Genomic DNA, 24,217 nt, shown 5'->3' on the forward strand with positions numbered 1-24,217 from the left:
AGGGCCGAACTCAGCCCTGAAGCGGCGCGGGCATGCTGCAGCTTTCGCCGCAGCCGTCGGTTGTTGCTCATGACCCCTCCAGAGCCACCCTGGATGCACCCAGAGCCACTTACTAGTTACTTGTTGTCATCAAGGGCGAGTCGTAGCGTATTCGACCGATTCGCGCCTGGAGGGAGGTTTCAGTAGCAAATAGGCATATTCGGATTAAAGTGGATTGATCTCACGATCAGCGGCGTAGGCCCCGGCAGCGCGTCCCCGACCCGCCCTGTTAGCGAGGGCAGCGGCGACACCACGTACTCGAATAGGGTGCCCAGCGAGGAACAACGCGGGTCCGCCCAGAGTGACGGCGGCCGGCCTCGGGTGGGTCTGCCCGATAGCCTGGGGCCTGGCAACGAGCGGAGCGAGGCGGGGGCCGATGAGTCGCGCGGTGGAGGAGTCGAACCGGGCGATGCTGCGTGCCCGGGACGCCATGGACCGGGCGTACGCCGAGCCGCTGGACATCCCCGCGCTGGCCCGGATCGCGCACGTCTCCGAGGCGCACTTCATCCGTACCTTTCGGGCCACCTTCGGTGAGACCCCGCACCGCTACCTGCAACGCCGCCGGGTGGAGCGGGCGATGGCGTTGCTGGTGGAGACCGACCGGGATGTAACGGACATCTGCTACGCCGTCGGTTTCGGCAGCCTGGGTACGTTCAGTCGGACGTTCCGGCAGATCGTCGGTGCGTCACCGTCGGACTTTCGGCGGCACCGCGTCGCGCCGGCCAATGTGCCGTCGTGCTTCGCCAAAGCCTGGACCCGACCCAGCAGTTTTGGATAAGCAGCAGGTCACCGTCGACCTCTAGCGTCATGGGCATGACGATGAACGCGATCAGCCGTTCCCAGATCTACGTCCTCGACCAGGACGCCGCGCTTGACTTCTACGTCAACAAGCTCGGTATGGAGGTCAACACCGACCAGGACCTCGGTTTCATGCGGTGGCTTACGGTCAACCTGCCGGGCGACCCGGAGCGCGAGATCCTGTTGGAGAAGCCGGGCCCACCGGCGCTGGACCCGGCCACCGCCGAGCAGGTCCGGGAGTTGCTCACCAAGGGTGCACTCGGTGGGTACCTCTTCATGACCACAGACGACGCCCACAAGACGTACGAGGACCTCGTGGCTAAAGGCGTCGAGATCACCGACGAGCCGACCGAGCGTCCGTACGGGATCGACTTCGGCATCCGGGACCCGTTCGGCAACCGGATTCGCATCGGCCAGATGTTCCCCCGGGCGTAGGGGCACCGGGCCGCGGGACCGGGAGGTGCGGGGTCGAATCCGTACCTCCCGGTGTGTTGAGGTGGGCGGCATGGTGACCCGGTTGCTGTACCTGACTCGACACGCCGAGCAGGATCTGTCCGAGCTGAGTGGGCCCGATGCCGGGGAACCGGATACCGGCCTGTCCGAGCGCGGCCGACGGCAGGCCACCCTGCTCGGCGAACGACTGCGGGGCCGCCGGTTCGCCGCCGTCCATCACGGGCCGCTGCGCCGGGCCGCGCAGACCGCCGAGCTGATCGTCAAGTCGCTGCCCGAGGTTCCGGTGTACGAGACGGAGTTGGCCGGTGACCACCTCCCACATGACACGGATCCGGCTGGCCTGCCGCCCGCGTACGCCGATTTCCTGGCGCAGTTCTCGGCGGCCGAGCGGGTCGACGGGCCGCGAGTGACAGCGGACGCGGTACGGCGATTCGCCGGCCCGGTGGGCGAGGGGCCGGCCGGCGGCGAGCCGGTCCGCGAGCTGGTCGTGACGCACAGCTTCCTGATCGCCTGGCTGGTGCGGCACGCCCTCGACGCGCCGGAGCGGCGCTGGCTGGGCTTGAACTCGCACAACGCGGGGCTGACCGTCATCCGGTACAGCGCGGCCGGCCCGCCGAGCCTGATCGCGGTCAACGACGTGGCCCACCTTCCGCCGGAGCTGCGGGGCACCGGCCTGCCCCCGGACTACCTGCCGTAAGTGTTGGTGGCGCGCAGCAGCAGCTTGACCACCGCTTGGGTGGCTGGCGGCGGGGGCCCTTCGGCCGGGCAGTCGGCGTACCCGGTTTCGTTGCTGCCCACGGTGAGGCGGTAGTGCATCACGTCCGCGCAGGTGGTCGCGGTGGTCGGCAGCCGCGCCTCGGTGGGAAGCCGGGGATCGGCGGCCAGTCCCGCCAGGATGCCCTGATCGGCAGGGGTGAGCCGGCCGGTGCGCCGACTGCCGGCCCGGTCCGTCACGGTCCACTGGCCGTCCGGCTCGACGACGATGGAGTCACCACGCCCGGCGAAGCCGCCGGAGCCCCGCAAGGTCACTCGAGGTGCCACACCGCTGGCCTCGGGGCTAACGGTGGGGGCGGTGGTCGGCAGCAAGGTGGCCGTGCCGGACGGGCCGGTAGCTGTAGTGGCCGGGCCGGTAACGGTGGTGACCGGAGGCTGGGTCGGGGTGGTGGGGGCTCGGTCGACGGTTGTGCAACCGGTCGCGAGCGCGGCCAGGAGCGCGATCGTGACGGCGGTCGTCGATGCGGGTCTCATCTCCGTCGGACGCGCAACCCCAACCATCGGTTCCCCCACTCACCCCCACCCCCGCCACCACACCCGGACGGAGTCGGTGGGAGCTGTTTCTGGCAATCTTGGACAGTTTCCGTTACGCGCTAACGGAAACTGTCCAAGATTGCTCGGCAGATTGGCGGCGTCGCTCAGGTGGCGCGGGAGGGAGCGGACGTGTCGGACGCGGAGTTGACCGTGGAGGTGGCCGGGCCGGTCGCGACCGTGGTGATACGCAACCCGGCCCGGCGCAACGCGATGACCGCCGCCATGTGGCGTCAGCTCCCCGAACTGCTCGACCGCCTGGAGCCCGACCCCGACGTACGGGCGTTGGTGCTCACCGGCGCGGGCGACGCCTTCTGCGCGGGTGCCGACCTCGGTGACCTGGCCGAGCTGCTGGACGCCGGTGACGCCAGCATCGCGACAGCCGCCGAGGAACGGCTGGCCCGGTTCGCCAAGCCGACCGTCGCGGCCATCCGAGGTGCCTGCGTCGGGGGTGGTGCTCAGCTCGCCGTCGCCTGCGACCTGCGGATCGCTGCCGACGACGCCCGTTTCGGCGTACCGCCGGCTCGGCTGGGCCTGGTCTATCCGGCACCGACGACGCGCCGGCTGGCCCGGCTGGTCGGCCCATCCGCCGCCAAGCATCTGCTGTTCACCGCCGAGCTGATCGACGCCGAGCGCGCCCTGCGGATCGGCCTGGTCGACGAGGTGCTGCCGGCCGACCGGCTCGCCGTACGGGTGGACGAGTTGACCGCGACGATCGCCCAGCGGTCGCCGCTGAGCATCGCCGCCGCGAAGGAGATCATCGACGATCGGGCCGAGCCCGCCCGGATCGCCTGGTGGCACCGGAAGGTGACGTCCACCGGCGAGGCCCGGGAAGGGGTCGCCGCGATCACCGAACGTCGGCAGCCCCGCTTCGCCTGGCGGCCACCGACCGACGAGTGACCAGAGGTGCTCCCCGGCCGGCGAGTGTCGCACCCATTGCAATACCTCGATCCCGAGTCATCCGCTCCCAGGTCGGTACGGCAGGCTGTCCGTCGTGCAGCGTGATCAGTTGCTCGCGGGCCGCTACCGGCTCCTGGAGCGCCTCGGCAGTGGCGGAATGTCGGCCGTGCACCGGGCGTACGACGAGGTGCTCGAACGGGACGTGGCGGTGAAGGTGCTGGTCGCCACGGACACCAATGCCCGTCAGCGGATCCGGGGCGAGGCCAAGGCCGCGGCCCGGCTGTCGCACCCACACCTCACAAGCGTCTACGACTACGGCGAGTCGACGCTGGACGGTGCCGAGGTTCCGTTCGTGGTGATGGAGTTGCTCGGCGGTCACACCCTCGAACACCGGTTGGCGGCCGGGCCGTTGCCGGCGCGCGCCAGCCTGCGGGTGTGCGCCGAGGTGGCCTCCGCGCTCGCCGCCGCGCACGAGCAGGGGTTGGTGCACCGCGACATCAAACCGAGCAACGTGATGCTCACGCCGGCCGGCGCGAAGGTGCTCGACTTCGGCATCGCAGCGGCCGCCGGCGCGCCGGAGATCGACTTCGAGGGGCGGCTGCTGGGTACGCCGGCGTACCTGGCGCCGGAGCGGTTGCAGGCCGGCGAGGTGCTGCCGGCCAGTGACGTGTACGCGCTCGGCCTGCTGCTGCACCGGGTGCTTACCGGCCGGCTGCCCTGGCCCGCCGAGGCGCAGACCGGGATGCTCCGGGCACACACGCACGTCGAGCCGGATCCGCTGCCCCCGATCGACGGTGTGCCGCCCGAGGTGCACCGGCTCTACCGCTGGTGCCTGGCCGGCGACCCCGCCGACCGGCCGCCGGCCGCCGACGCGGCCCGCATCCTGCTCGCCGCCGCTGGCGGAGCCGCGCCGGAGGCAGCCGCGACAGTCGCCGCTGGCGGATCCGCGCCGGAGGCAGCCGCGACAGTCGCCGAACCGTCGGCAGACGTCGCCGAGCCAACCAACGCCGCGACCGGCGGTTCGGCGCAGTCGATGAGGCGTCACCCCTGGCGTCGGCGGCGAGCCATCCTGGCTGTCGGCGGCGCCGTGATTGTCGCGGTGGCGCTGGCCGGGCCGCTCGGTGACCTCAGCAACCGTCGACAGGGGCCGGGCGCTTCGCCGACCGGAAGCGGCCCGGGCACCACCACGGTGGGGATGCCCCGCACCGAGGAGCCGATCGGCGGGGCAGACCCCGCACCATCCGCTGTGCCGCCGAACAGGAAGACCGCACCCGCTACCCGGAGCGCCGCCCCGACCGCCCCGGGCCCGACGGCCACCACTCCAGGCGCGACCCCGACCAGTGCCGCGCCGACGCCTACCCCCGCCACGGGCACACCAGTGGACGCACGCGGCGGCACGGTCACCGCTCGCTGCGTGGGGAAGTCGGTCGAGGTGCTAACGGTGCGGCTGGCGCCCGAGTTCCGGGTCGAGGCGTACGACCCGGGCCCGGCGAAGCAGATCGTGGTCGAGTTGACCTCCACCGAGTACCGCAGCGAGATCCGGGTGCACTGCCCCAACGGCAGCCTGAAATCGCAGGTCAAGGAGCGCACTGCCTGACTCGGGGGCCGGCGGGATGCCGCGCCCGGGACGTACCCCGGACGCGACCCCCCGTTCCCGCCGGCCGGTCCGTCACCGCCCGGCCAGCGCCCCCCAGCCCGGGTTCACCGGCTCCCGGCGCAGCGGCATGCCCGCCTCCGCGGGCGTCCGGTCGCCCTTGCGCTGGTTGCACGCGTAGCAGGCGGCGGTGGTGTTCCGCCAGGTGTTCCGGCCGCCGCGCGAGCGGGGCAGGATGTGGTCGATGGTGGAGGCCGACCCGCCGCAGTACGCGCAGCACCTGTCGTCGCGGCGCAGCACACCGGCCCGCGACCAGGTCGGCCCGGAGTTGAACCTCCACCGGGTGACCACGAAGCGGACCAGCCGCACCACCCGGGGCATCGGGAAGACTCCGATGACCTGGTCCGGCTCGGCCTCGTGGATCTCGGCCACCCGACGGCAGAGCATCCGTACGGCGTGTTGGACGGTGACCCGGTGCAGCGGGCCGAGGTCGGCGTTGATGACGAGGACGGCGTCCACCGGGACTCCTTTCCTGAGATGACGGACAGCAAGAAGCCGCCCGGTCCGGCTGTCGGACGGGGCGGCTCGGCGCGTACGGGTACGCGTCAGTCGGGCCGGCCCGCCCGGGGACCTTCCGCTCGGTAACCGTCGCCGGGCAGCGTCGACGGCACGGTGGTGACGTGCGACATCGTCATGAGCTGCTCCTGCGGTGGTGGTTGACCTTGCGCGCTCACGGTAGGTCGACGGGGGAGACAGGGGCAACGTATTTCGATCGGCCGGCCTCGTCGGGCCGCCGCTGCCGACGGGTGCGGGGGGCTGCTTTCGCCGTAGCCTGGGCGGTGGTCAGCGGCCGGTTCAGCCGCAGGGCCATCCGGGCGGTGAGTTCGCTGTCCAGCAGGGGCCGGTTGACCTCACCGGCGACGGCCAGCGCGGGCCCGGAGACCGACCGCCAGATCGCGGCCAGCCCGGCGCCGAGGCCCACCAGTGCGACGGTGGCCCGGGTGGTCGGTGAGCCGGCGGCTGCGGCGGCACTCACTCCGACGACCGCGAAGAGCACCAACAGCAGGGGTACGAGCACCGGCCAGAAGATGCCCCGTGCCGCCTGCGCCACCAGTCGCCGGTCCCGGATGATCAGGTTTCTGGCGATCACCGCGTAGTCCTCCTCGTCGAGCAGGTCGCGCGGGTGCAGGCCGCCGGTGAGCACGTCGCGCCAGAGGTCGCCCTGGCCGCGTAGAGCCCGGCTCAGTGCGGCGGGCGCCGGCTCGGTCTGGTCCCCGTGGCCGGCGCGGTCGACAGCGCTCGCCCAGGCGGTCATCGACCGGCGCACCACTGCGGCCGAGTACGGCGGCAGCACGCTGGCCAGCTCGTCCAACCATCTGCTGATCTGGATCTGTCGGCCACCGAACTGCCGTAGTAACTGGGTGACATCGCCGGCTCGGACGGTGTCGGCCATGGATCGGCCCAGTCGGTAGGCCAGCCCGACCCGGTGGTTGGCGGCCATCGCCCAGCGCAGCACTTCCACGTTGAGGTCGTCGAGGGCGAGCAGCAGCGGCACCGGGTCCGCGGGGTCGGGCTGACCCAGGTCGGGAAGCAGGGCTCGGGCGGCCGAGGTGTCGGGTGCCGGCCCGGTGTGCCGGGTGAGGTCGGCGATCTGGGCCAGGGCGACGTCCACCCCGTCGAGGTACATCCGCATTCGCCGGTGGACAGACATCTCGGTGAGGTTGGAGAGTTTGGCCGGCGGCACGGCCGGGCGGGTCTCGACGAAGGCGCGGGGCTCCGCGTGTTGCCCGTGGTGGTAGGCGTCCGCCATCCACCAACCCAGCCGCAGCGCGGTGACGATGCAGGCGCGCTCGTCGCGGATCAGCGGGTACGTGTCGTCGCGGCCGATCTCGTCGATCGACGAACCGTTCTCCGCGCCGGCGCGGTGCAGTGGTGACATCTCCCGCTGCCCTCCCGCCCGGCTGATCGACGGTTGATCATTCGAGCGTACGGCAGCGTACCGTGGCTTATGTGGTGTTTTGTCGATTTGGCCTGCCGCGACCGGCCAGCAGCCCGCGCGGTCGGATCGAGCGCACCGGCTCGGCCGCGCCGCCCTCGGCACGCAGGATGTGGTTCGCGGCGATGATCCCGGTCGCGGCGGAGCGCTCCATCAACGCGCTCGGGAAGTCCGTGGCGATGCCGTCGCCGGCCAGGTAGAGGCCGGGCGCGTCGGTGCGTACCCCCGGTCGCCAGGCGTGGCTGCCCGGCGTGAAGGCCGGCGCCTGCGCCTCGACCCGGGCCCGCAGTTCGCGGACCCGCAGGTCGCCGGCCTCTGGCCAGAGCGCGACCAGCTCGCGGCGCATCCGCTCGGCCAGCTCCTCGGCCGGCACGCCGGGCTCGCAGGCATACGCGTGCAGCTCGATGACCGACCCGGCGGTCTGCTGCGCCCAGCGCCGCGGCTCGTTCTCCAGCCGGTGGTAGAGCGTCACCGAGTCCAGAGTGGGCTGGCGGGACACGCCGCTGAACACCGCCCGCTCGGCGGCCACGTCCCCGGCACACCAGTAGCGGGCCACCGCGTACGGCGGGCCGGGGGTGCCGAAGGCCGGCATTCGCGCTGCCAGCTCGGGTGCCCGCTTGGCCAGGTGCGGCGAGGCCGTGACCAGCGCGGCGAGCGCCGGCGGGTCGACGGCGAGCACGACGTGCCCCGCCGGATGGCTGTCGCCGTCGGCGGTCGTCACCCGCCAGCCCTCGGCGTCGTGGCGCACCTCGACGGCGGCGCAGTTGGTGCGGACCCGGCCGCCGTGCTTCTCCACGTGCCGGGTGAGTGGCTCCCAGATCGCCGTGGCGTAGTCCTCGTCGGGGCAGTCGAAGGCCAGCCCTTCCGGGTTGCCGAGCAGGTAGAAGTGGAACTGGGCGACCATCTCGGCCGCCGACATCTCCGCCTCGTGGTTGAAGAACGAGTGCGAGAAGACCTCGAACAGCATCGCCCGTGCCCGGTCCGGCAGTCGCAGCGACGCCAGCAGCTCGTCGGCGGTGGTGTCGTCCAGGTCCGCGTAGGTGCGCACCGGGTCGTAGCTGAGCAGCGGCAGCGCGGCGTCCCGGTCCATCAGCCGCAGGTCCGCCAGGCGCAGGCTGGGGCTGCGCAACAGCAGAGCCAGCAGGTTCGCCGGCGGCGCGGGCGGCAACTTGCCGAACTCCTCGGTCGGCCACTGCTCGCTGAGAATCGGATAGCCCGGAATGGGCTTGAGGAAGCCCAGGTCAGGGTCGATTCGGCGGAGGATGGACCGCCAGTTGTAGTACTGCCGGAAGAACGCGTGGAAGCCGTGCTCGTTGCGTTGGCTGCCGTCGGCGAGCGCCTCCGGCCAGGCGCCCAGTCGACCGCCGAGCGTCGGCGCCGCCTCCAGCACGGTGACCGCCACACCCCGTTCGGCCAGCACCACCGCCGCCGACATGCCGGCGATGCCACCGCCCACCACGAGCGCCGTGGTCGGTCGCGGCACGCGGGCCGCGCCACCACCGCCCGGGTCCACCTGATGCTGCCGTACGCCGATCAGTCGACCTACCACTTGCGACAGCGCCAGCGCCATGGGCCCAGTCTGCCCCACCTCGGCTCAGTCGGCTGGTAAGCAGCGGCGGGGGCGGTCCGAGGCGGGCCAGACGTACTCCAGGTCCGCTGGCACGTCGTCGCCGAAATGGGGGCGGTAGTGCGTCGGGTCCTTGCGCAGCAGCGACGAGCGGTGGCTCAGGTGCAGGTCGTCGCGGCCCAGCCACGGGGGCAGCTCACCGGCGCGGGCCAGCTCGTCCTGGGTGCGTATCACGCCGGCCCCGCAGGCGGCGGCGAGGTCGACTGTCATCGTGGTGGCACAGGTGTCGGCCCGCCCCGGTTCGGTCCAGACCGCGCACATGTCCAGCCCGTAGCGGACGAGCGCCTCCTCGTACCCGGCCCACATCTTCACGGCCGGGTGGTTACGCCAGCCGTACCCGGGTCGGGTGAGCCCGCGCAGCACCTGGATGGCCTCCACCCGCTGCTTGCCCAGCCGCTTCTGGTCCAGCGTGCGAGCACTGGCCAGGAAGTCCGGGTACGGGAGGAAAGTCTGCATGTCGCTGCTCTACCCGTCGCCGGGGCGGGCATGCCTGGTCCCGGGATGATCCGGACGGGGTCGCCCACCGTGGCTGTGCTGATTACGATCCGGGCATGGCGGAGCCGTGGCGGGACCGGGCGCGACGGGCGGTCGAGTGGAACTGGCGACTGCGGGCCGTCGGTGATCCACGCCCGCACTACGTGATCTGCGGGAAGGACGCGCTCGCCTACTACGTGGCCCGGGCGCTGCTCGAATCCGAGCTGCCGGCGGGTGGGGCCCGGGTGACAGTGGTGGTGCCCGAGCGCTACCGCAGCAACGGCCCGGACGTGGCCGGGCTGCGTGGGGTCCGGGTGGTCCGCTCGGACCGACTGGACGTGGCGACCTTCGAGGCCGCCGGCCTGGCCGGGGCGACCGGGCTGGCGCTGCTGCACCAGGACGACGTGGGCAACCTGCACGCCGCGCTCTGCGCCCAGGCGGTCGACCACCGGGTCCGTCAGGTGCTGCGGATGTTCAACGGCACTCTCGCCGACGGTGTGCGCAAGCTGCTCAAGGCGCCGGTCGAGGTGCTGTCCGACGCCGAGATGGCCGCGCCGGCGTTCGTGGCCGCCGCGCTCAACGAGGTCGACCCCAGCTCCTTCCAACATCGGGACAAGACGCTGCGGGTGGCGCGGCGAGCCGATGTCCGACCGCAGGACGTGGTCTGCGCGTTGGCGCACGTCAGCGTGGCGCAAGGGGTGGAGTTGCTGCCGGCCGAACAGGCCGGCGCCGACCTGGTGCTCGCCGAGGCGACCGGTCAGCCGCCAGGGACCGAGGTCGCCGCCCGCAAGCTGGTCCGGGCCCGCCGTCGGCGCCGCCCGATGGAGGTGCTGCTGCGTGCCGTACGCGGCTTCGCCACCCGCAAGATCGGCGTTGCGGTGATGCTGGTGCTCGCGGTGATCGCGGTACTGGGGGCGTTGATCTCTCGGGCCGAGGGTGTCTCCCCGGCCGAGGCGCTCTACCTGACGCTTGTCACCACGCTCAGCGGCGCGGATCCGGACACGCACAAGGCGGCCAGCGCGCAGATCATGCAGGTGGTGCTCAACCTGGCCGGGTTGGCGCTGATCCCGCTGATCACCGCGGTCGTGGTCGACGGCATCGTCAACGCCCGGCTGGCCCTGCATACCGGCCGGTTGCAGCCCGCGCGGGTCGGGCACGTGGTGGTGATCGGCCTGGGCAACGTCGGCACGCGGGTGGTGGCGCAGCTGCGCGAGTACGACGTCGAGGTTGTCGCGATCGACAAGGACCCGGAGCCGCGCGGCGCTGCCCTGGCCCGCCAACTGGAGGTGCCGCTGATCGTCGGCGACGCCGCCTTGCCGGAGACGCTGGTCTCCGCGTCGGTGGCCGACTGCCAGGCGCTGGTGGTGGCGTCCACCGACGACGTGGCCAACCTGGAGGCGGCGCTCGCTGCCCGCGATCTCCGTGCCGACCTACGGGTGGTGCTTCGGCTCTTCGACGGCGACTTCGCCGAACGGGTGGAGGAAACCTTCGCGCTCGGGGTGTCCCGGTCGGTCTCCTACCTGGCTGCCCCGGCCTTCATCGGGGCGCTCACCGAACGCGCCGTGATCACCACGATCCCGGTCGACCGGCATGCGCTGCCGGTCGCCGAGGTGCCGGTCGCTCCCGGCTCCGAGCTGGACGGCCGGCCGCTGGACGTGGTCAACCGGGACGGGCAGGTCCGGCTCATCGCCCGTACCCCGGCCGGCGGTGCCAAGACGATCTGGTGGAAGGATCTCGATCCCCGGCAGGTGATCTTCGCCGGTGACCGGCTGACCGTCGTCGCCCGGCGGCGCGGGTTGGACTGGCTGACGCGCCAGTGCGCCCCGCCCGCCCACCCGGACCCGCTCTCTCGGCCGGCCGGGCCGGTCCACGGTGGGGTGCACGCCCCAGCGGCGGCGTCTCCCGCAGTGCCGGGCCAGACAGCCTCGGGGGTCGCCGTGGCGCATCCCGTTCCGCCCACCGGGGGTGCTTCCACGACAACCACCGGCGGCCCAACTGACGATTTCGAGCTGACCCGCCGACATGATGGGACCAGCGAGGTGAGCTGACGGCACCCGGTCTGGCCGCTGCGGCACCCAGCGGTGGCGTCGGCCGAGTATGGTGCGCCCGTGCTTGGTGGTGGGGTGGGTCGACGAGCCCGCGACGCGCAACGACCGCGACGCGACACGGCGGTCGTACAGTGGCTGCGGGCTCAGTCTGGGTGGTGGCTGCTCGCGGCGGCCGGTCTGATCGCGGTGGTCGTCGGCTGGGCGCTGTGGCCCCAGGCCGAGCCGGAGCCGCGCCAGCGCGAGTACCGGGCCGAGACGGCGTGCCTGCTCACCGGCGCGGCGGGCGTCGCCGCTCCGGAGGCTCGTCCGGTGTGGACGGGCATGCAGGAGGCCTCGATCGCGACGCAGGTCAAGGTGCAGTTCCTCGAAGTTGACGGCCCGCAGACCGGCGAGAACGCCGAGACGTTCCTCGCCAGCCTGGTGCAGAGCCGCTGTGGGGTGATCTTCGCCGTCGGCGATGCTCCGGTGCAGGCGGTGGGTCCCACCGCCGCGCGGTTCCCCGCTGCGAAATTCATCGCCTTCGGTGCCGCGACGCCGGGCCCGAACGTGGTGGTCGAGCAGGACGCCAACTCGGAATCGGTGCAGCGTAAGGCCCGGGACGTGGTCTCGGCCCTCGCCTCCAACAGGGACTGAGACTCCAAGGTTTCTCTCAGGATTGGCCGTTCGGACATCTTGTGCCGAAGATCGATGAGAGATCACACTCCGCGTTGGTAATTTCACTTCGCGGGGGAGGGGACCGGCCATGCGCCGATCCGTTACCAGTGGGCCACGCCGTGTCGCATTCGTGGTCGCCGTTGTCTTCGGGCTGACCGTCGCCATACCGGCCGACGTGGTGCGGCCGGGTGGTGAGTTCCCACTCACGTGGCTCACCTGGTTCGCGCAGCGTCCCGCCTGGTCGGCGACCGCGGCGTTCGTGGGCCTTCCCGTGCAGCAGAGGGGAAAGCCGGTCACGGTTGATCCGCACGTGCCGGCTTCGGCGACCGACGCCGGCACCGGCGCAGGGCGGGCACCCCAGCCCGCGCCCGGCACCCTTGAGGCGTACCAGCCGCACCGGATCGCCACCACGCCCGAGGTGACGGATGCGGCCGAGCCGGGCTTCGACGCCCGCACCAGCACGCGGGATGCCCGCAAGTCGAGCGCGCGCTCGGACATCTTCGCGAACGCCGACGGCTCCATCACCAAGCGCACCTACAACCGTCCGGTCAACTACCGCGCGTCGGACGGCACTTGGCAGAAGATCGACTCGAATCTCGCCCGCCGCTCCGACGGCCGCCTGCACGTCACGGCGAACCGGCTCGGTGTGTCGGTCGCCGGCGGGACTTCGGGGGCGTCCGGGCGCGCCGCCAACTCAGCCACGGACGGCGACCTCGCCCAGCTCACCCTGCCCGGCGGCGAGAGCGTCGGTTACCGGCTTGAGGGCGGCACCGTCAACGTGCCCGAGGTGACCGGCCCGACCGCTCGTTACCGGGATGTTCTGCCGGACACCGACCTGGAGCTGACCACCTTCGACGCCGGCATCAAGGAAACCCTGGTGCTGCGCTCGCCGGAAGCGGCCTCCACGTGGGTGTTCCCGCTGCGACTCACTGGCCTGACCCCTCGGCTCACCGACGCGGGATCGGTGGAATTGCTCAATGCCGCTGGCACGGCGGTGGCCTGGTTTCCGCACGGCTCCATGCAGGACTCCAAGGTCGACCCGAGGTCCGGCGCGCCGGCCGAATCCGACGCGGTGACCTTCGAGATCATCACGCTCGCTGGTGCACCCGCGCTCAAGGTCGTGGCCGACCCGGCCTGGCTGCGCGACCCGGCCCGCCAGTATCCGGTGCGGGTGGACCCCACCGCGACCACCGGCACGACGGGCGACGTGTACGTGGACAACGACAGCGAGACCACCAATCACAACGGCGACAACCTGCCCGTCGGCACGTACGACGGTGCGGTGAAGGCGCGCTCGTTCATCCACTTCGACGAGTTCGCCAGCGATGGCCTCGCCGGCAAGCGGTTCAGCGCCGCCAAGCTGCGCCTCTACCACACCTGGTCCTTCAACTGCACCTCGCACAAGGCGTTCGACGTGCACCGGGTGACGCAGGCGTGGACGGTCGCCGGCCTGACAAGCGCCGCGCACCCCGGGCCGACCATCTCTTCCTCGATCGGTTCGCTGACCATCACCGACAACTACCCGGCCTGCACCAACAACCCGCCCAACCGGAGCACCGGCAAATGGGTGACCGTGCCGCTCGCCGTCGACACGTTCAACGACTGGTCGACCGGTGGCATGAACGAGGGCCTTGCGCTGACCGCCTCGGAGACGGATTCGACGGCCTGGAAGCGGTTCACCGCCGCCAACTACTCGGACGGCAGCTACAAGCCGTACCTGGAGCTGACGTACACCAACAACGTCGCGCCGCAGGTCAACGTCCGCTACCCGACCAACAACGCGGTCGTGCAGACCCTCACCCCCGAGCTGCACTCCCGGGCGGTCGATCCGGACAAGTGGCCGAACAAGGGTTTCACCTACAACTACGTGGTCGCGGACGCCGGCACCGGCGCGGTGGTGGCCAACTCGGGCTGGGTCGCGACGGCGAGCTGGACCATTCCAGCGGGCAAGCTGACCTGGAACAAGAGCTACCTCTACACCGTCCAGGTCAACGACAAGGCGGGCTCCAGCGCGGTCTACCCGGCGTACGCGTTCACCACGTCGGTGCCGCAGCCGCTGCTCACCGGAAGTCTGGCGCAGAACTCGGGCAAGGGCTACGACGCCGGCATCGGCAACTACACCACCTCGGCCACGGACGCCAGCGTCGCCACGGTCGGCCCGTCGCTGGCCATCACCCGCAGCTACAACAGCCTGGATGCCCGGCGTAGCAACGCCTTCGGCGCCGGCTGGTCCAGCATGCTCGACACCCGGGCCACCCAGGTGCGCGACGTGGCGGGCCAGGTGCAGTCGGTCCTCATCACGTACCCGACCGGCCAGGACGTGGCGCTCGGCCGCAACGCCGACGGAACGTTCACCCCGGCCTCCGGCCGGTTCTCCGTCCTGAAGGAGAACAAGGACGTCAGCGGAGCCGTCACCGGTTACACGCTTACCGACAAGGACGCCTCTCTCTACGTCTTCGCCCAGTCGGCCGGTAGCGGAGTCTTCAAGATCACGAGCGTGACCGACGCCAACGGTCGAACGATGACGTTCACGTACGACGCCAGCTCCAACGCGACGAAGGTGACCTCCGCCTCCGGCCGGTCGCTCTACGTCACCTGGTCCACCCCGGCCGGCTCGGAGTACGTCCACCCGGCCACCGTGTCCACCGACCCGGCCGTCCCCGGTGACTCGAGCACCTCGACGACCTGGCAGTACACCTACGGCACGAGCGACCAACTGGCCAAGGTCTGCCCTCCGACGAGCGCGACGGCCTGCACCACCTACCAGCACGACAGCACCTCGCAGTACGCCAACGCGACACTGAACGCCGGGCCGTACTCGTACTGGCGGTTGACCGAGGCTGCCGGCGCCACCACGGCGGCGAGTTCGGTGCTCGGCAACGCGGGCGTGGACAACGCCCGCTACAACAACGTCGCGCTGGGCCAGGCGGCGGCACTGCCCGGCTCCACCGCGACCACCGCCGGCTTCAACGGCACCAGCTCGCACGTGCAGTTGCCCGGAAACCTGGTCAGCGACGGCCAGTACCAGTCGATCAGCATGTGGTTCAAGACCACCACCCCGAACGGCGTGCTGTTCAGCTACCAGGCCGATGCGATCACCAACGGCACCACGTCGGCCAACTACACCCCGTCGATCTACATCGGCAATGACGGCAAACTGCGTGGATCGTTCTGGAACGGATTCCCGTCGCCGATCAACACGAACATGACGGTCACCGACGGCGCCTGGCACCACGTGGTGTTGGCCGGCGCCGGGGACACCCAGAAGCTCTACCTGGACGGGGTCGACCGGGGCACCCTCGACGGCACCATCGCCCAGATCCCCGGCGGCTCGGCGAATGTGCTGGTCGGTGCCGGGTTCGTCGGCGGCGGCTGGCCAAGCCACGTCAACAGCGGCGTGACTCCGGCGAGGGCCACCTACTTCACCGGCTCGATCGCCGAGGTGTCGTTCTTCAACCAGGCGCTCACCGGCACCACGGTCACCGCACTGCACAGCTCCGGCCGAACCGCCCACCCGGTGCTCACCAAGGTGGTCCGCCCGTCGGGCGGAGTCACCGCCCAGGTCGGCTACGACAAGACCTCCGGCCGGGTGTCCACGGTCACCGACGAGAACGGCGGCGTCTGGACGATGGGCACGCCCACCGTCTCGGGTAGCAGTGACGTCTACGCGGCGTCGGTGCTCGGCGGCAAGCCGGCCGACTACTGGCGGCTCGGGGACGTCGAGGCGACGGACGCCGCCAACGAGGTGCAGGGCGGTGTCGCCACCTACAGCTCCGCCACCCTGGGGGTCGCCGGCCCGTTCAGTGACAGTCGGGCGGCATCCTTCAACGGCACGACGTCTTATCTGCAGCTACCACCCGAAGACGCGCCGACCACCGGACCCAATTCGGTGGAGATGTGGTTCAAGATGCCGGCCGGTAACACCGCCGGTGGAGTTCTCTACGGCTATCAGGCCAGCCCGGTGTCGGACCCGACCGTCGCCGGTATGTGGACCCCGGCGCTCTACGTCGGTACGGACGGCAAGCTGCGGGGCGGTTTCTGGACCGGAAGCGCGACCCGGGTCATCACCAGCGGTGGCGCGGTCAACGACGACAAGTGGCACCACGTGGTGCTCTCCGCCGCCAGCAACACGCAGTCGCTCTACCTCGATGGTGTCGCGGTCGGCAAGCTCGACAACGCGCTGGTCACCGCCGACGGGCAGAACGTGTACGTCGGCGCGGGCAAGTGGGCCGGCGCCTGGCCGGGGCGTGGTGCCCGCGATGTCGGCTACTTCACCGGCTCGATCGCCGAGGTCGCCTTCTACCGCTCACAGCTCTCCGCCGACCAGGTCAGCGCGCACTTCCAGGCGTCGAAGCAGACCGCGCCGGTCGCGGTAACCATGGTCAACGGTGTCGCCAGCGCGATCCCGATGCCCGTCTCCACCGTCTCGGTCACCGGGCCGACGGGCGAGAAGGTCTCTTACAGCTACGACCTGGTCAACGGCAGCCGGATGGTCGCCCAGACCGATGGGCTGGGCAACACCACCAAGTTCGGGTACGACGTGGGCGGCTACGGCAACCTGACGTACGACCCGCGCGGGGTCTGGTCCCAGGAGCTCCAGGACGCCCGGGGCAACACGAAGCAGGTCATCACCTGTCAGGACCAGTCGGCCAGCAAGTGTTCGTCGGTCTACTACACCTACTACGCCAACTCGGCCGAGCCCCTGAACTGGGCGGACGCCGCGTTGCCGATGATGTTCGAGGACTTCAGTGGTGACGGCGCTCCGGACGTGGTCTACCGGGCCGCCGACAACACCATCCAGATGGTGCAGGGCAACGGCGCGGGTGGCTGGCTGACCAGCCTGCCAACGCAGATCGGGACCAGCCTGGCCGCGGCGAACATGGCGGTGGCGGCCAAGGACTTCTCCGGCGACGGCAAGCCCGACCTGCTGTGGCGCAGCGCCTCCGACGGCAACCTCTACATGCTCAACGGCAACGGCGCGGGTGGCTGGGTGTCGAGCACCTCGGTCAAGATCGGCCCGAATGTCAGCGCCGCGGACCTGATGGTCTACTCCAAGGACTTCAGCGGTGACGGCAAACCCGACATCATCTACCGCAGCTCCGCCGACAAGAACCTGTACCTGCTGAAGGGCAACGGCTCGGGCGGCTGGTTGAGCACCACCGCGACCCTGATCGGCCCGAACGTGAGCGCCGCGAACCTGCTCGTCTCGCCGGGCGACTTCGACGGCGACGGCAAACCCGACGTGCTCTACCGCAGCAGCGCGGACAACAACCTCTACCTGCTGCGGGGCAACGGGTCCGGCGGCTGGTTGAGCACCACCGCCACCCGGGTCGGCACCGGCTGGGGCACCGCCAAGGCCCTGCTCAGCGCGGGGGACTTCGACGGCGACAAGTTGGCCGACATCGTCTACCACAAGACCACCGACAACGACATGTACCTGGTGTCGGGCAACGGGACCGGCGGTTGGGCGACGGGCAGCTCCATCAAGATCGGTGGCACGCCCGACCCGCGCAACGACGTCATCCTGACCATGCGCGACGGTCGATCGTCGTCGGCCACGGACAACCGCTACCTGACCAGCTACGGCTACGACGGCAAGGGCAACCAGACCAGCATCACCGACCCGCTGGGCCGGGTCACCCGCACCACCTTCACCGACGGCACCACAGTCGCGGCGAAGGGCGGCGGGTTCGCCCCGGCTGGCCTGCCGGCGACGGTGACCACCGCCGGCGGGCAGACGCAGACGATCACCTACTACGCCAGCGGCGACGTCGCCGAGATGGTCGAGCCGGGGGGCAAGGTCACCCGCTACGCGTACGACGGGCTGGGCCGGCTGCTGACCGAGACCGAGGTGACCGACAGCTACCCCACGGGGCTCACCACCAGCCACGAGTACGACCGGTTGGGCCGTGAGGTCACCGAGACCGAGCCAGGGGTCACCAACCGGGTCACCGGCGCGATCCACACCGCCCGCACCACCACCGTGCACGACGACGACGGCAACATCACCGAGGTCACGGTCAGCGATCTGACCGGCGGCGACGCGTCCCGTACCGAGAAGCACACCTACAACTCGTACGGGCAGGAGTCGACGACCACCAACGGCGTCAACCAGACCACCGCCTTCGAGTACGACCGGTACGGCCGGGTGGTCAAGGAGACCGGCCCCGACGGCGGGGTGACCAGCAGCACCTACGACGTCGAGGGCAACCTGCTCACCACGACGGTGCAGGGCTACACGGGTGACCCGAACAACCCCTCGGCTCCTCGCGACCTGGTGACCACCACCCGGGCGTACGACCCGGCGGGTCGGCTGGCCAGCGAGACCGACGCGATGGGCTGGACCACCAGCTACACGTACACCGACAACGGTCTGGAAGCGAAGGTCAGCCGGACCGACGGCACCCGGACGTTCGTGGTGGAGGAGAACGTCTACGACGCCGCCGGCAACGTGGTCAGCGAGATCACCAACAACGGTCACACCGTCACCACCACCGAGTACGACGCGGCGGGCCGGTCGACGGCGGCGGTCGTCGACCCCACCGGGCTCAAGCGCCGCACCGCGTTGACCTACGACGCAGACGACAACGTCATCTCCACCGTGTCCTCTGGGCCGGACGGCACCGTCACCAGCGTCTCCGACGCGCTCTACGACAGCGCCGGCCGGGCCATCGCCGAGACGGAGTACCCGTCGGCGGCACTGACCCCGGTCGCGCGCTGGAAGCTCGACGAGACCAGCGGCACGAAGGCTGCCGACTCCACCGGCAACAGCCCGGCCACCGCGATCGGCAACGTCACCTGGTCCACCGACCGCGGCGGCTCGGCCGTCCTCGACGGCACGAGCGGGTACCTGAAGACCGGTCCGGTCGTGGACGCCAAGAGGGCGTTCACCATCTCGGCCTGGGCGAAGCTCGCCTCGAAGAACCCGGCCCTGGGCAACACGGAGCAGCTCGTCTTCAGCGCGTCGGGCGGGATCGGCGCCTCGGCGGCGAAGGTCTTCTACGCGCCCGGTGACGACCGGTGGTACGCCGGAGCGGCGGTCCGCAAGGCGGACGGGACCAACATGTTCGTCCAGGGCGGCGGAGCGGCTGGTTCCGCGTCGGCGGTGGGTACCTGGACGCACATCGCACTCACCGTGGATCCGGCCAACAAGACGATGAAGCTCTACGCCAACGGGGCGGTGCAGGCCACGGCGACCACGACCGAGACGTTCAACAACACGATCACGGGCCTCACCATCGGCGGTGCGGACGGCTGGGGCTTCTTCCCCGGCGCGGTCAGCGACGTGCAGGTGTACCAGAAGGCCCTGAGTGACGCGGAGGTCTCGCAGGTCAAGGCGGGGACCGCCCCGGCGGCGGACGCGTACGTCATTCGTACCTCACAGGTGCTGGACTCCGACGACCTGCCCACCTCGGTCACCGACCCGAACGGCAACACCACCCACTACGGGTACGACGAGGAGGGCCGGGCGGTGAAGACCACCGCCCCGGCGGCGATGGTCGAGCAGCCCGGACAGCTGCCGGCCCTGGCCAACGCGGTGAGCCTGGTCGGATTCAACACGTTCGACGAGCCGACCGACACCCGGGACGCGAACGGCAACTGGTCGGTGGTGGAGTACGACGCGGTGGGCCGGGTGGTGTCGGACAAGGCGCCGGCGTACACCCCGCCCGGGTCGACGACGCCGATCGTGCCGGAGACCCGGCACAGCTACGACGTGAACGGGCAACTGGAGGCGGTCACCGACCCGCTGGGCAAGGTCACCCGCTACGAGTACGACCAGCTCGGCCGGGCGTCGAAGGAGGTCGCGCCGAACGACGGTGCCACCACCTACACCTACGACGACGCGGGCAACGTGCTGTCGTCGACCGACCCGACCGGGGCGGTGAGCGCCGCGACCTACGACTACCTGGGCCGCACGGTCACCTCGACGGAGGTGGTTCGGCAGGACGGCAAGAGCCACACCACCAACTACACGTACAACGCCCAGGGCTGGCCGTCGCAGGTCACCACGGCCGCTGGGGTGAACAGCTCGACGACGTACAACGTGCTCGGTGATCCGCTGACGGTCACCGACGGCGCCAACAACGTGAGCCGCTACGAGTACGACGCCGAGGGTCGGACCACCAAGACGATCCGCCCGGACGGGTCGTACGCCTCGGTCACCTACGACATGGCGGATCGGGCCACCCGCACCGCCGAGTACAGCCCGACCGGGACGTTGCTGTCGGAGCAGTCGGCCCGCTACGACCGGGCCGGCAACATGGTGGCCAGCACCGACGCCCGCCGCACCACGGTGACCTACGAGTACGACGCAACCGGCGTGGTCACCAAGGAGACGCAGCCGATCTCCGCGTCAGACTCCATCGTCACCACGTTCGGCTACGACCTGGAGGGCAACCGCACCCGGTTCACCGACGGTCGGGGCAACGCCTTCCACACCAGGTACAACTCGTGGGGGCTGCCGGAGGCGATGATCGAACCGGCGACCGCCGCGCACCCGGACCCGGCGGACCGGACCTTCACCCTGTCGTACGACAAGTCCGGTCGCCCGGCGAAGCAGACCATGCCGGGCGGGGTGGCGGTCACCAACGAGTACGACGATCTGGGGCAACTGGTCCGGCAGTCGGGCGTGGGGGCCGAGGTCGCCACGGAGGACCGGAGCTTCGGCTACGACGTCGCCGGCCGGATGACCTCACTGTCCGGCTCGGGCGGCACGAACACCATCGCGTACGACGACCGGGGTCTGCCGAGGTCGGTGACCGGCCCGTCGGGCAACTCGACGTTCGGGTACGACCCCGACGGTCGACTGGCCTCCCGGCAGGACGCGGCCGGCACGACCTCCTACACCTACGACGGCGCGGGCCGCCTCTCGGAGCTGGCCAACTCGTCGGCCGGTGTGCAGATGGCCTACACCTACAACACGCTCTCCCAGGTCAAGAAGATCACCTACGGGTCGAACGGCAACACCCGCGACTTCACCTTCGACCCGCTGCGCCGGCTCACCGGCGACGAGTTGAAGTCGTCCGCGGGGGCGTCGCTTGCGAAGATCACCTACGGCTGGGACGAGAACAGCAACATCACCTCGAAGTCGACGACCGGCTTCGCCGGCTCGGCCGCGAACACCTACAGCTACGACCTGGCCGACCGGCTGACATCCTGGAACAACGGCGCCAACACCACCGCGTACGCCTACGACAAGTCCGGTAACCGGGTGCAGAACGGCTCCAAGCTGTTCACCTACGACCAGCGGAACCGGCTGTTGACCGCCGACGGCGCGAGCTACACCTACACGGCCCGGGGCACCCTGGACAACGCCGGCGGCAACATCACCCGTACCGACGCCTTCGGGCAGGTGGTGTCGCAGCAGTCGGCGGGCGGCACGCAGACCTACACGTACGACGGTCTGGGCCGCGCGATTCGGCCCGGCCACGCGTACACCGGTCTGGGTAACGACCTGGCGGCCGACTCCAGCGCGAGCTACGTGCGGGGGCCGTCCGGCGAGGTGGTCGGGACCACCGGTGGCGGTAACCAGCGGATGGTCTGGACGGACCTGCACTCCGACGTGGTCGGGCAGTTCACCCCGACCGGGACGGCGCTGGCCGGCTCGGTGACCTACGACCCGCTGGGCAAGGCGCTCAACACCAGCGGCCTGCTCGGCCAGCTCGGCTACCAGTCGGAGTGGACCGACGCGCTGACCAGCCGGGTCAACATGCACGCCCGCTGGTACAACACGGACACCGGCCAGTTCGACACCCGGGACACGGCGAGCAACAGCCCGCTACCGGACTCGATCAACGCCAACCGCTACCAGTACGGCGACGCGAACCCGCTCACCGTCACCGACCCGACCGGGCACTGGGGTCTGGGCAGCCTGAAGAAGTCCTTCTCCCGCGCGGTCAGCTCGGTCAGCTCGAGCTTCCGCTCGTACGCGTCGTCCGCCTATTCGTACGCGTCCTCGGCCTACTCGTACGCGTCGTCGGCCTACAGCGCCGCGAAGTCGACGGTGAAGAAGACCGTCTCGCGGGCCAAGGCGGCGGTGAAGAAGAAGGTTCACCAGGTCAAGAAGAAGTACAACCAGATCAAGAAGCAGGTCAAGAAGAAGTACAACCAGGCCAAGCGGGCGATCAAGAAGAAGTACAACCAGGTCAAGAAACGCGTCGCCAAGAAGATAGCGGCGGTCAAGAAGCGCGCCAAACAGGCTGCGGCGAAACTGAAGCAGGCCGGTAAGAAGATCGCCGCCAAGGCGCAGCGGGTGGTCAAGAAGGCCACCACCGCCGTGCGGGACGCGGCGAACGCGACGACCAAGTGGGTCAAGGAACACAAGGACGTCCTGCTGGAGGTCGCCGCGATCGGTGGCGCGATTCTGGCAGGTATCGCCTGCACAGCGGTGACCGCAGGTGTCGGTGCGATCGCCTGCATGGCCGGCGCCGGGGCGTTGATCAGCCTGGCCAAGGACGCCGCGCAGGGCGACATCCACAGCATCGGTGACGCGCTGGGCTCTCTGGGTACCGGTGCGGTCACCGGGCTGATCGGCGGTGCCGGTGGTGCCATCGCGGCACGGGTCGGTGCTGCGGTGGCGAAGAAGGTCGGCACCGGCCTGGTGGGCCGGTTGGCGACCGAGGCCGCCGAGAACGGTGTTGAGGACGCGGTCGGGCAGTTGGCCACGTCGGGCACCTACAACCCGCGGGCTGCCGCGGAGAACATGGTGCCGGGGCTCGGTGGGTTGAGCCGCAAGGGCGGCGGTGGCGCGCGTTCCGGTGGGGCTTCTTCGGGCGGCTCCGGTGGTGGGGGTGGGTTTAACCCGCTCGGCCTCGCGGTCGGTGGCGGTGGTGGCGGATGCTCGGGATCGAACAGGGGCCCCCGGCACAGCTTCGACCCGAAGACCCGGGTCCTCATGGCCGACGGCAGCAGCCGGCCGATCGAGGATGTCAACGTCGGTGACAAGGTCATGGCGACCGACCCGGTGGCGGGGAAGTCGGAGCCGAAGCAGGTCACCCAACTGCACCGGAACACCGACAGGGACCTGACCGACCTCACCGTCCGCGACCAGGACGGCAAGGTGACGAAGGTCGAGACGACCTGGCACCACCCGTTCTGGAACGCCTCGGAGCGGAAGTGGGACGACGCCAAGGACCTGAAGCCGGGCACCAAGCTGCTGGTCAAGGGCAAGGGTGCGGTCACTGTGGTCGCGGTGCTCAACGAGCTCGGCGTTGAGGAGATGCGCGACCTCACCGTCGCTGACATCCACACGTATTTTGTGGTCGTCGGCGAGTCACCGGTCTTGGTTCACAATAACGATGGTGGGTATAAGAGCGTCCCGCCTTGCGATATTCCTACGCTTAAGGGACTCGCTCGGGATATTCGCATGAACGCCAAGCATCCGGCAGCTGCCAATAGCAAAGTGGTGGCTGTCGGACAGGATGCTGACGGTTTCCTCACGGCTGGCGCAAGCAACCCGCTCGATCCCAACCAGCTGGCAAAGGCCAAGCAGTTGGGAGTTCGCGTCGTTCCTCAGGTCAATGGTTTGCACGCAGAGGAGGAATTGATGTACGATAAGCGGCCAAACCTCTTTGAGCCGCCATCGCCTCTAAAGCGAGTGGCAAGCGACAATCAGGGCGCCTGTGGGCCGGACCGGCACGATTGCGCGGCTCAGATGGACGCTCAGGGAATCGAGCATAACTGATGAATTCGGTTGATCTGGGGGAAGTGTCCAGGCCCCTGGAGGAGCAATTGCCGCAGTTGTCGTGGCGGGCAAGGTCTGCTCTATTTGGGGTTTGCGGGTACGCATTGCTGCCGATCCTGCGTGAGGTGGAAGTGCGTTTTTCGCGTCGATGGACATTTCCTGACGCAGAAATTGCACTGTCGGCTTCGAGGGAGTTCGCAGTTGGTGCGGCTCCTGCTCGAATCAACCAGGATCTTCGTGATCGAGTTCTCAATTCGGTGCCGAATGGTCATGACCTGGACTCGCCGTGGAGTACGTACACACTTGATGCGTCGGTCTGCGTTGATGCGGCGCTTGTTGCTGCCTCCGCAGACTTGCAGGGCTCGTTCGATCCGTCCTGGCTCTATTATGCTCTTGAGTCGTTGGCCGTGACGCTAAGTCCCAACATTTATGAGCTCGCGCCGGATTTGCTTGCTGAAGGGAGTCGATTTATTTTGGCTGTCAACTTCCTGGGCGACGCCATCTCTGAGTTGAGTAGTTCCGACGGGGTCGACGATGAGGCATATGGAGATCTGCTGCGCAGGGCTGCCGTGATCAATCCGTTTTCCGAGGTGTAAAGGGTTGAACTACGGCGCCGCAGGACGCAGCCGGGCTGCGGTAACTGTGG

At 69.9% G+C, this 24,217-nt stretch carries 14 protein-coding genes; 9 read left to right on the forward strand and 5 right to left on the reverse strand.

Annotated features, from left to right (window positions below):
- Positions 1-415: 415 nt before the first annotated feature.
- The 3 genes from IF46_RS0120850 to IF46_RS0120860 all read left to right on the forward strand — a co-directional run bounded on the left by IF46_RS0120850 (position 416) and on the right by IF46_RS0120860 (position 1,987).
- Positions 416-817, forward strand: coding sequence for a helix-turn-helix domain-containing protein (locus IF46_RS0120850; protein ID WP_030490030.1), 402 nt, complete (start codon positions 416-418; stop codon positions 815-817).
- 35 nt (positions 818-852) lie between these two features.
- Positions 853-1,272: a VOC family protein gene (locus IF46_RS0120855; RefSeq protein ID WP_036392805.1), complete on the forward strand. Its 420-nt coding sequence runs from the start codon at positions 853-855 to the stop codon at positions 1,270-1,272.
- Between the two features lie 70 nt (positions 1,273-1,342).
- The gene (locus tag IF46_RS0120860; RefSeq protein ID WP_030490032.1) at positions 1,343-1,987 is read left to right on the forward strand and encodes a histidine phosphatase family protein; all 645 of its coding nucleotides are present in this window, start codon (positions 1,343-1,345) and stop codon (positions 1,985-1,987) included.
- Here the strand turns inward: IF46_RS0120860 and IF46_RS0120865 are convergent.
- The gene (locus IF46_RS0120865) at positions 1,975-2,538 is read right to left on the reverse strand and encodes a hypothetical protein (protein ID WP_030490033.1); all 564 of its coding nucleotides are present in this window, start codon (positions 2,536-2,538) and stop codon (positions 1,975-1,977) included. The genes IF46_RS0120860 and IF46_RS0120865 overlap by 13 nt on opposite strands.
- A 189-nt stretch (positions 2,539-2,727) precedes the next feature.
- Here IF46_RS0120865 and IF46_RS0120870 point away from each other — a divergent pair, with 189 nt between their 5' ends.
- On the forward strand, positions 2,728-3,495 hold the full coding sequence (locus IF46_RS0120870; RefSeq protein ID WP_030490034.1) for an enoyl-CoA hydratase/isomerase family protein: 768 nt from the start codon (positions 2,728-2,730) through the stop codon (positions 3,493-3,495).
- A 94-nt stretch (positions 3,496-3,589) separates the two neighbouring features.
- Complete coding sequence (locus IF46_RS34840) at positions 3,590-5,092, forward strand: serine/threonine-protein kinase (RefSeq protein WP_051724041.1); 1,503 nt, start codon at positions 3,590-3,592, stop codon at positions 5,090-5,092.
- A 72-nt stretch (positions 5,093-5,164) separates the two neighbouring features.
- Here the strand turns inward: IF46_RS34840 and IF46_RS0120880 are convergent, their stop codons facing one another.
- The 4 genes from IF46_RS0120880 to IF46_RS0120900 all read right to left on the reverse strand — a co-directional run bounded on the left by IF46_RS0120880 (position 5,165) and on the right by IF46_RS0120900 (position 9,168).
- A complete protein-coding gene (locus IF46_RS0120880; RefSeq protein WP_030490036.1) occupies positions 5,165-5,608 on the reverse strand; it encodes an HNH endonuclease in 444 nt (147 codons plus the stop codon).
- A 211-nt stretch (positions 5,609-5,819) separates the two neighbouring features.
- On the reverse strand, positions 5,820-7,028 hold the full coding sequence (locus tag IF46_RS0120890) for a hypothetical protein (RefSeq protein WP_051724042.1): 1,209 nt from the start codon (positions 7,026-7,028) through the stop codon (positions 5,820-5,822).
- A 67-nt stretch (positions 7,029-7,095) separates the two neighbouring features.
- Positions 7,096-8,649, reverse strand: a complete 1,554-nt coding sequence (locus IF46_RS0120895; protein ID WP_030490038.1) for a hydroxysqualene dehydroxylase — start codon at positions 8,647-8,649, stop codon at positions 7,096-7,098.
- 30 nt (positions 8,650-8,679) lie between these two features.
- Entirely contained in the window at positions 8,680-9,168 is a 489-nt protein-coding gene (locus IF46_RS0120900) for an MSMEG_6728 family protein (protein ID WP_030490039.1), read from the reverse strand.
- Between the two features lie 95 nt (positions 9,169-9,263).
- On the opposite strand from IF46_RS0120900, the gene IF46_RS0120905 reads away from it, so the two are divergent.
- From IF46_RS0120905 to IF46_RS34505, 4 genes are all read left to right on the forward strand, one after another.
- Complete coding sequence (locus IF46_RS0120905) at positions 9,264-11,234, forward strand: potassium channel family protein (RefSeq protein ID WP_232234101.1); 1,971 nt, start codon at positions 9,264-9,266, stop codon at positions 11,232-11,234.
- A gap of 60 nt (positions 11,235-11,294) precedes the next feature.
- Complete coding sequence (locus IF46_RS33355) at positions 11,295-11,867, forward strand: BMP family ABC transporter substrate-binding protein (RefSeq protein WP_157563261.1); 573 nt, start codon at positions 11,295-11,297, stop codon at positions 11,865-11,867.
- A gap of 109 nt (positions 11,868-11,976) precedes the next feature.
- Positions 11,977-23,571, forward strand: coding sequence for a LamG-like jellyroll fold domain-containing protein (locus IF46_RS0120915; protein ID WP_157563265.1), 11,595 nt, complete (start codon positions 11,977-11,979; stop codon positions 23,569-23,571).
- The gene (locus IF46_RS34505) at positions 23,571-24,167 is read left to right on the forward strand and encodes a hypothetical protein (RefSeq protein WP_157563268.1); all 597 of its coding nucleotides are present in this window, start codon (positions 23,571-23,573) and stop codon (positions 24,165-24,167) included. Before IF46_RS0120915 ends, IF46_RS34505 begins: the two co-directional genes overlap by 1 nt.
- The last annotated feature ends 50 nt before the right edge of the window (positions 24,168-24,217 follow it).

The sequence above is a fragment of the Micromonospora chokoriensis genome (assembly GCF_000718555.1).
GTDB classification, from domain to species: domain Bacteria; phylum Actinomycetota; class Actinomycetes; order Mycobacteriales; family Micromonosporaceae; genus Micromonospora; species Micromonospora chokoriensis_B.

Excerpts from the sequence above, each read along its gene's own strand:
- IF46_RS0120900 (WP_030490039.1), bottom strand. The coding sequence starts at position 9,168 with ATGCAGACTTTCCTCCCGTACCCGGACTTCCTGGCCAGTGCTCGCACG.
- IF46_RS0120855 (WP_036392805.1), top strand. The coding sequence starts at position 853 with ATGACGATGAACGCGATCAGCCGTTCCCAGATCTACGTCCTCGACCAG.
- IF46_RS0120890 (WP_051724042.1), bottom strand. The coding sequence starts at position 7,028 with ATGTCACCACTGCACCGCGCCGGCGCGGAGAACGGTTCGTCGATCGAC.
- IF46_RS0120865 (WP_030490033.1), bottom strand. The coding sequence starts at position 2,538 with ATGAGACCCGCATCGACGACCGCCGTCACGATCGCGCTCCTGGCCGCG.
- IF46_RS0120850 (WP_030490030.1), top strand. The coding sequence starts at position 416 with ATGAGTCGCGCGGTGGAGGAGTCGAACCGGGCGATGCTGCGTGCCCGG.
- IF46_RS0120915 (WP_157563265.1), top strand. The coding sequence starts at position 11,977 with ATGCGCCGATCCGTTACCAGTGGGCCACGCCGTGTCGCATTCGTGGTC.
- IF46_RS34505 (WP_157563268.1), top strand. The coding sequence starts at position 23,571 with ATGAATTCGGTTGATCTGGGGGAAGTGTCCAGGCCCCTGGAGGAGCAA.
- IF46_RS0120860 (WP_030490032.1), top strand. The coding sequence starts at position 1,343 with ATGGTGACCCGGTTGCTGTACCTGACTCGACACGCCGAGCAGGATCTG.
- IF46_RS0120905 (WP_232234101.1), top strand. The coding sequence starts at position 9,264 with ATGGCGGAGCCGTGGCGGGACCGGGCGCGACGGGCGGTCGAGTGGAAC.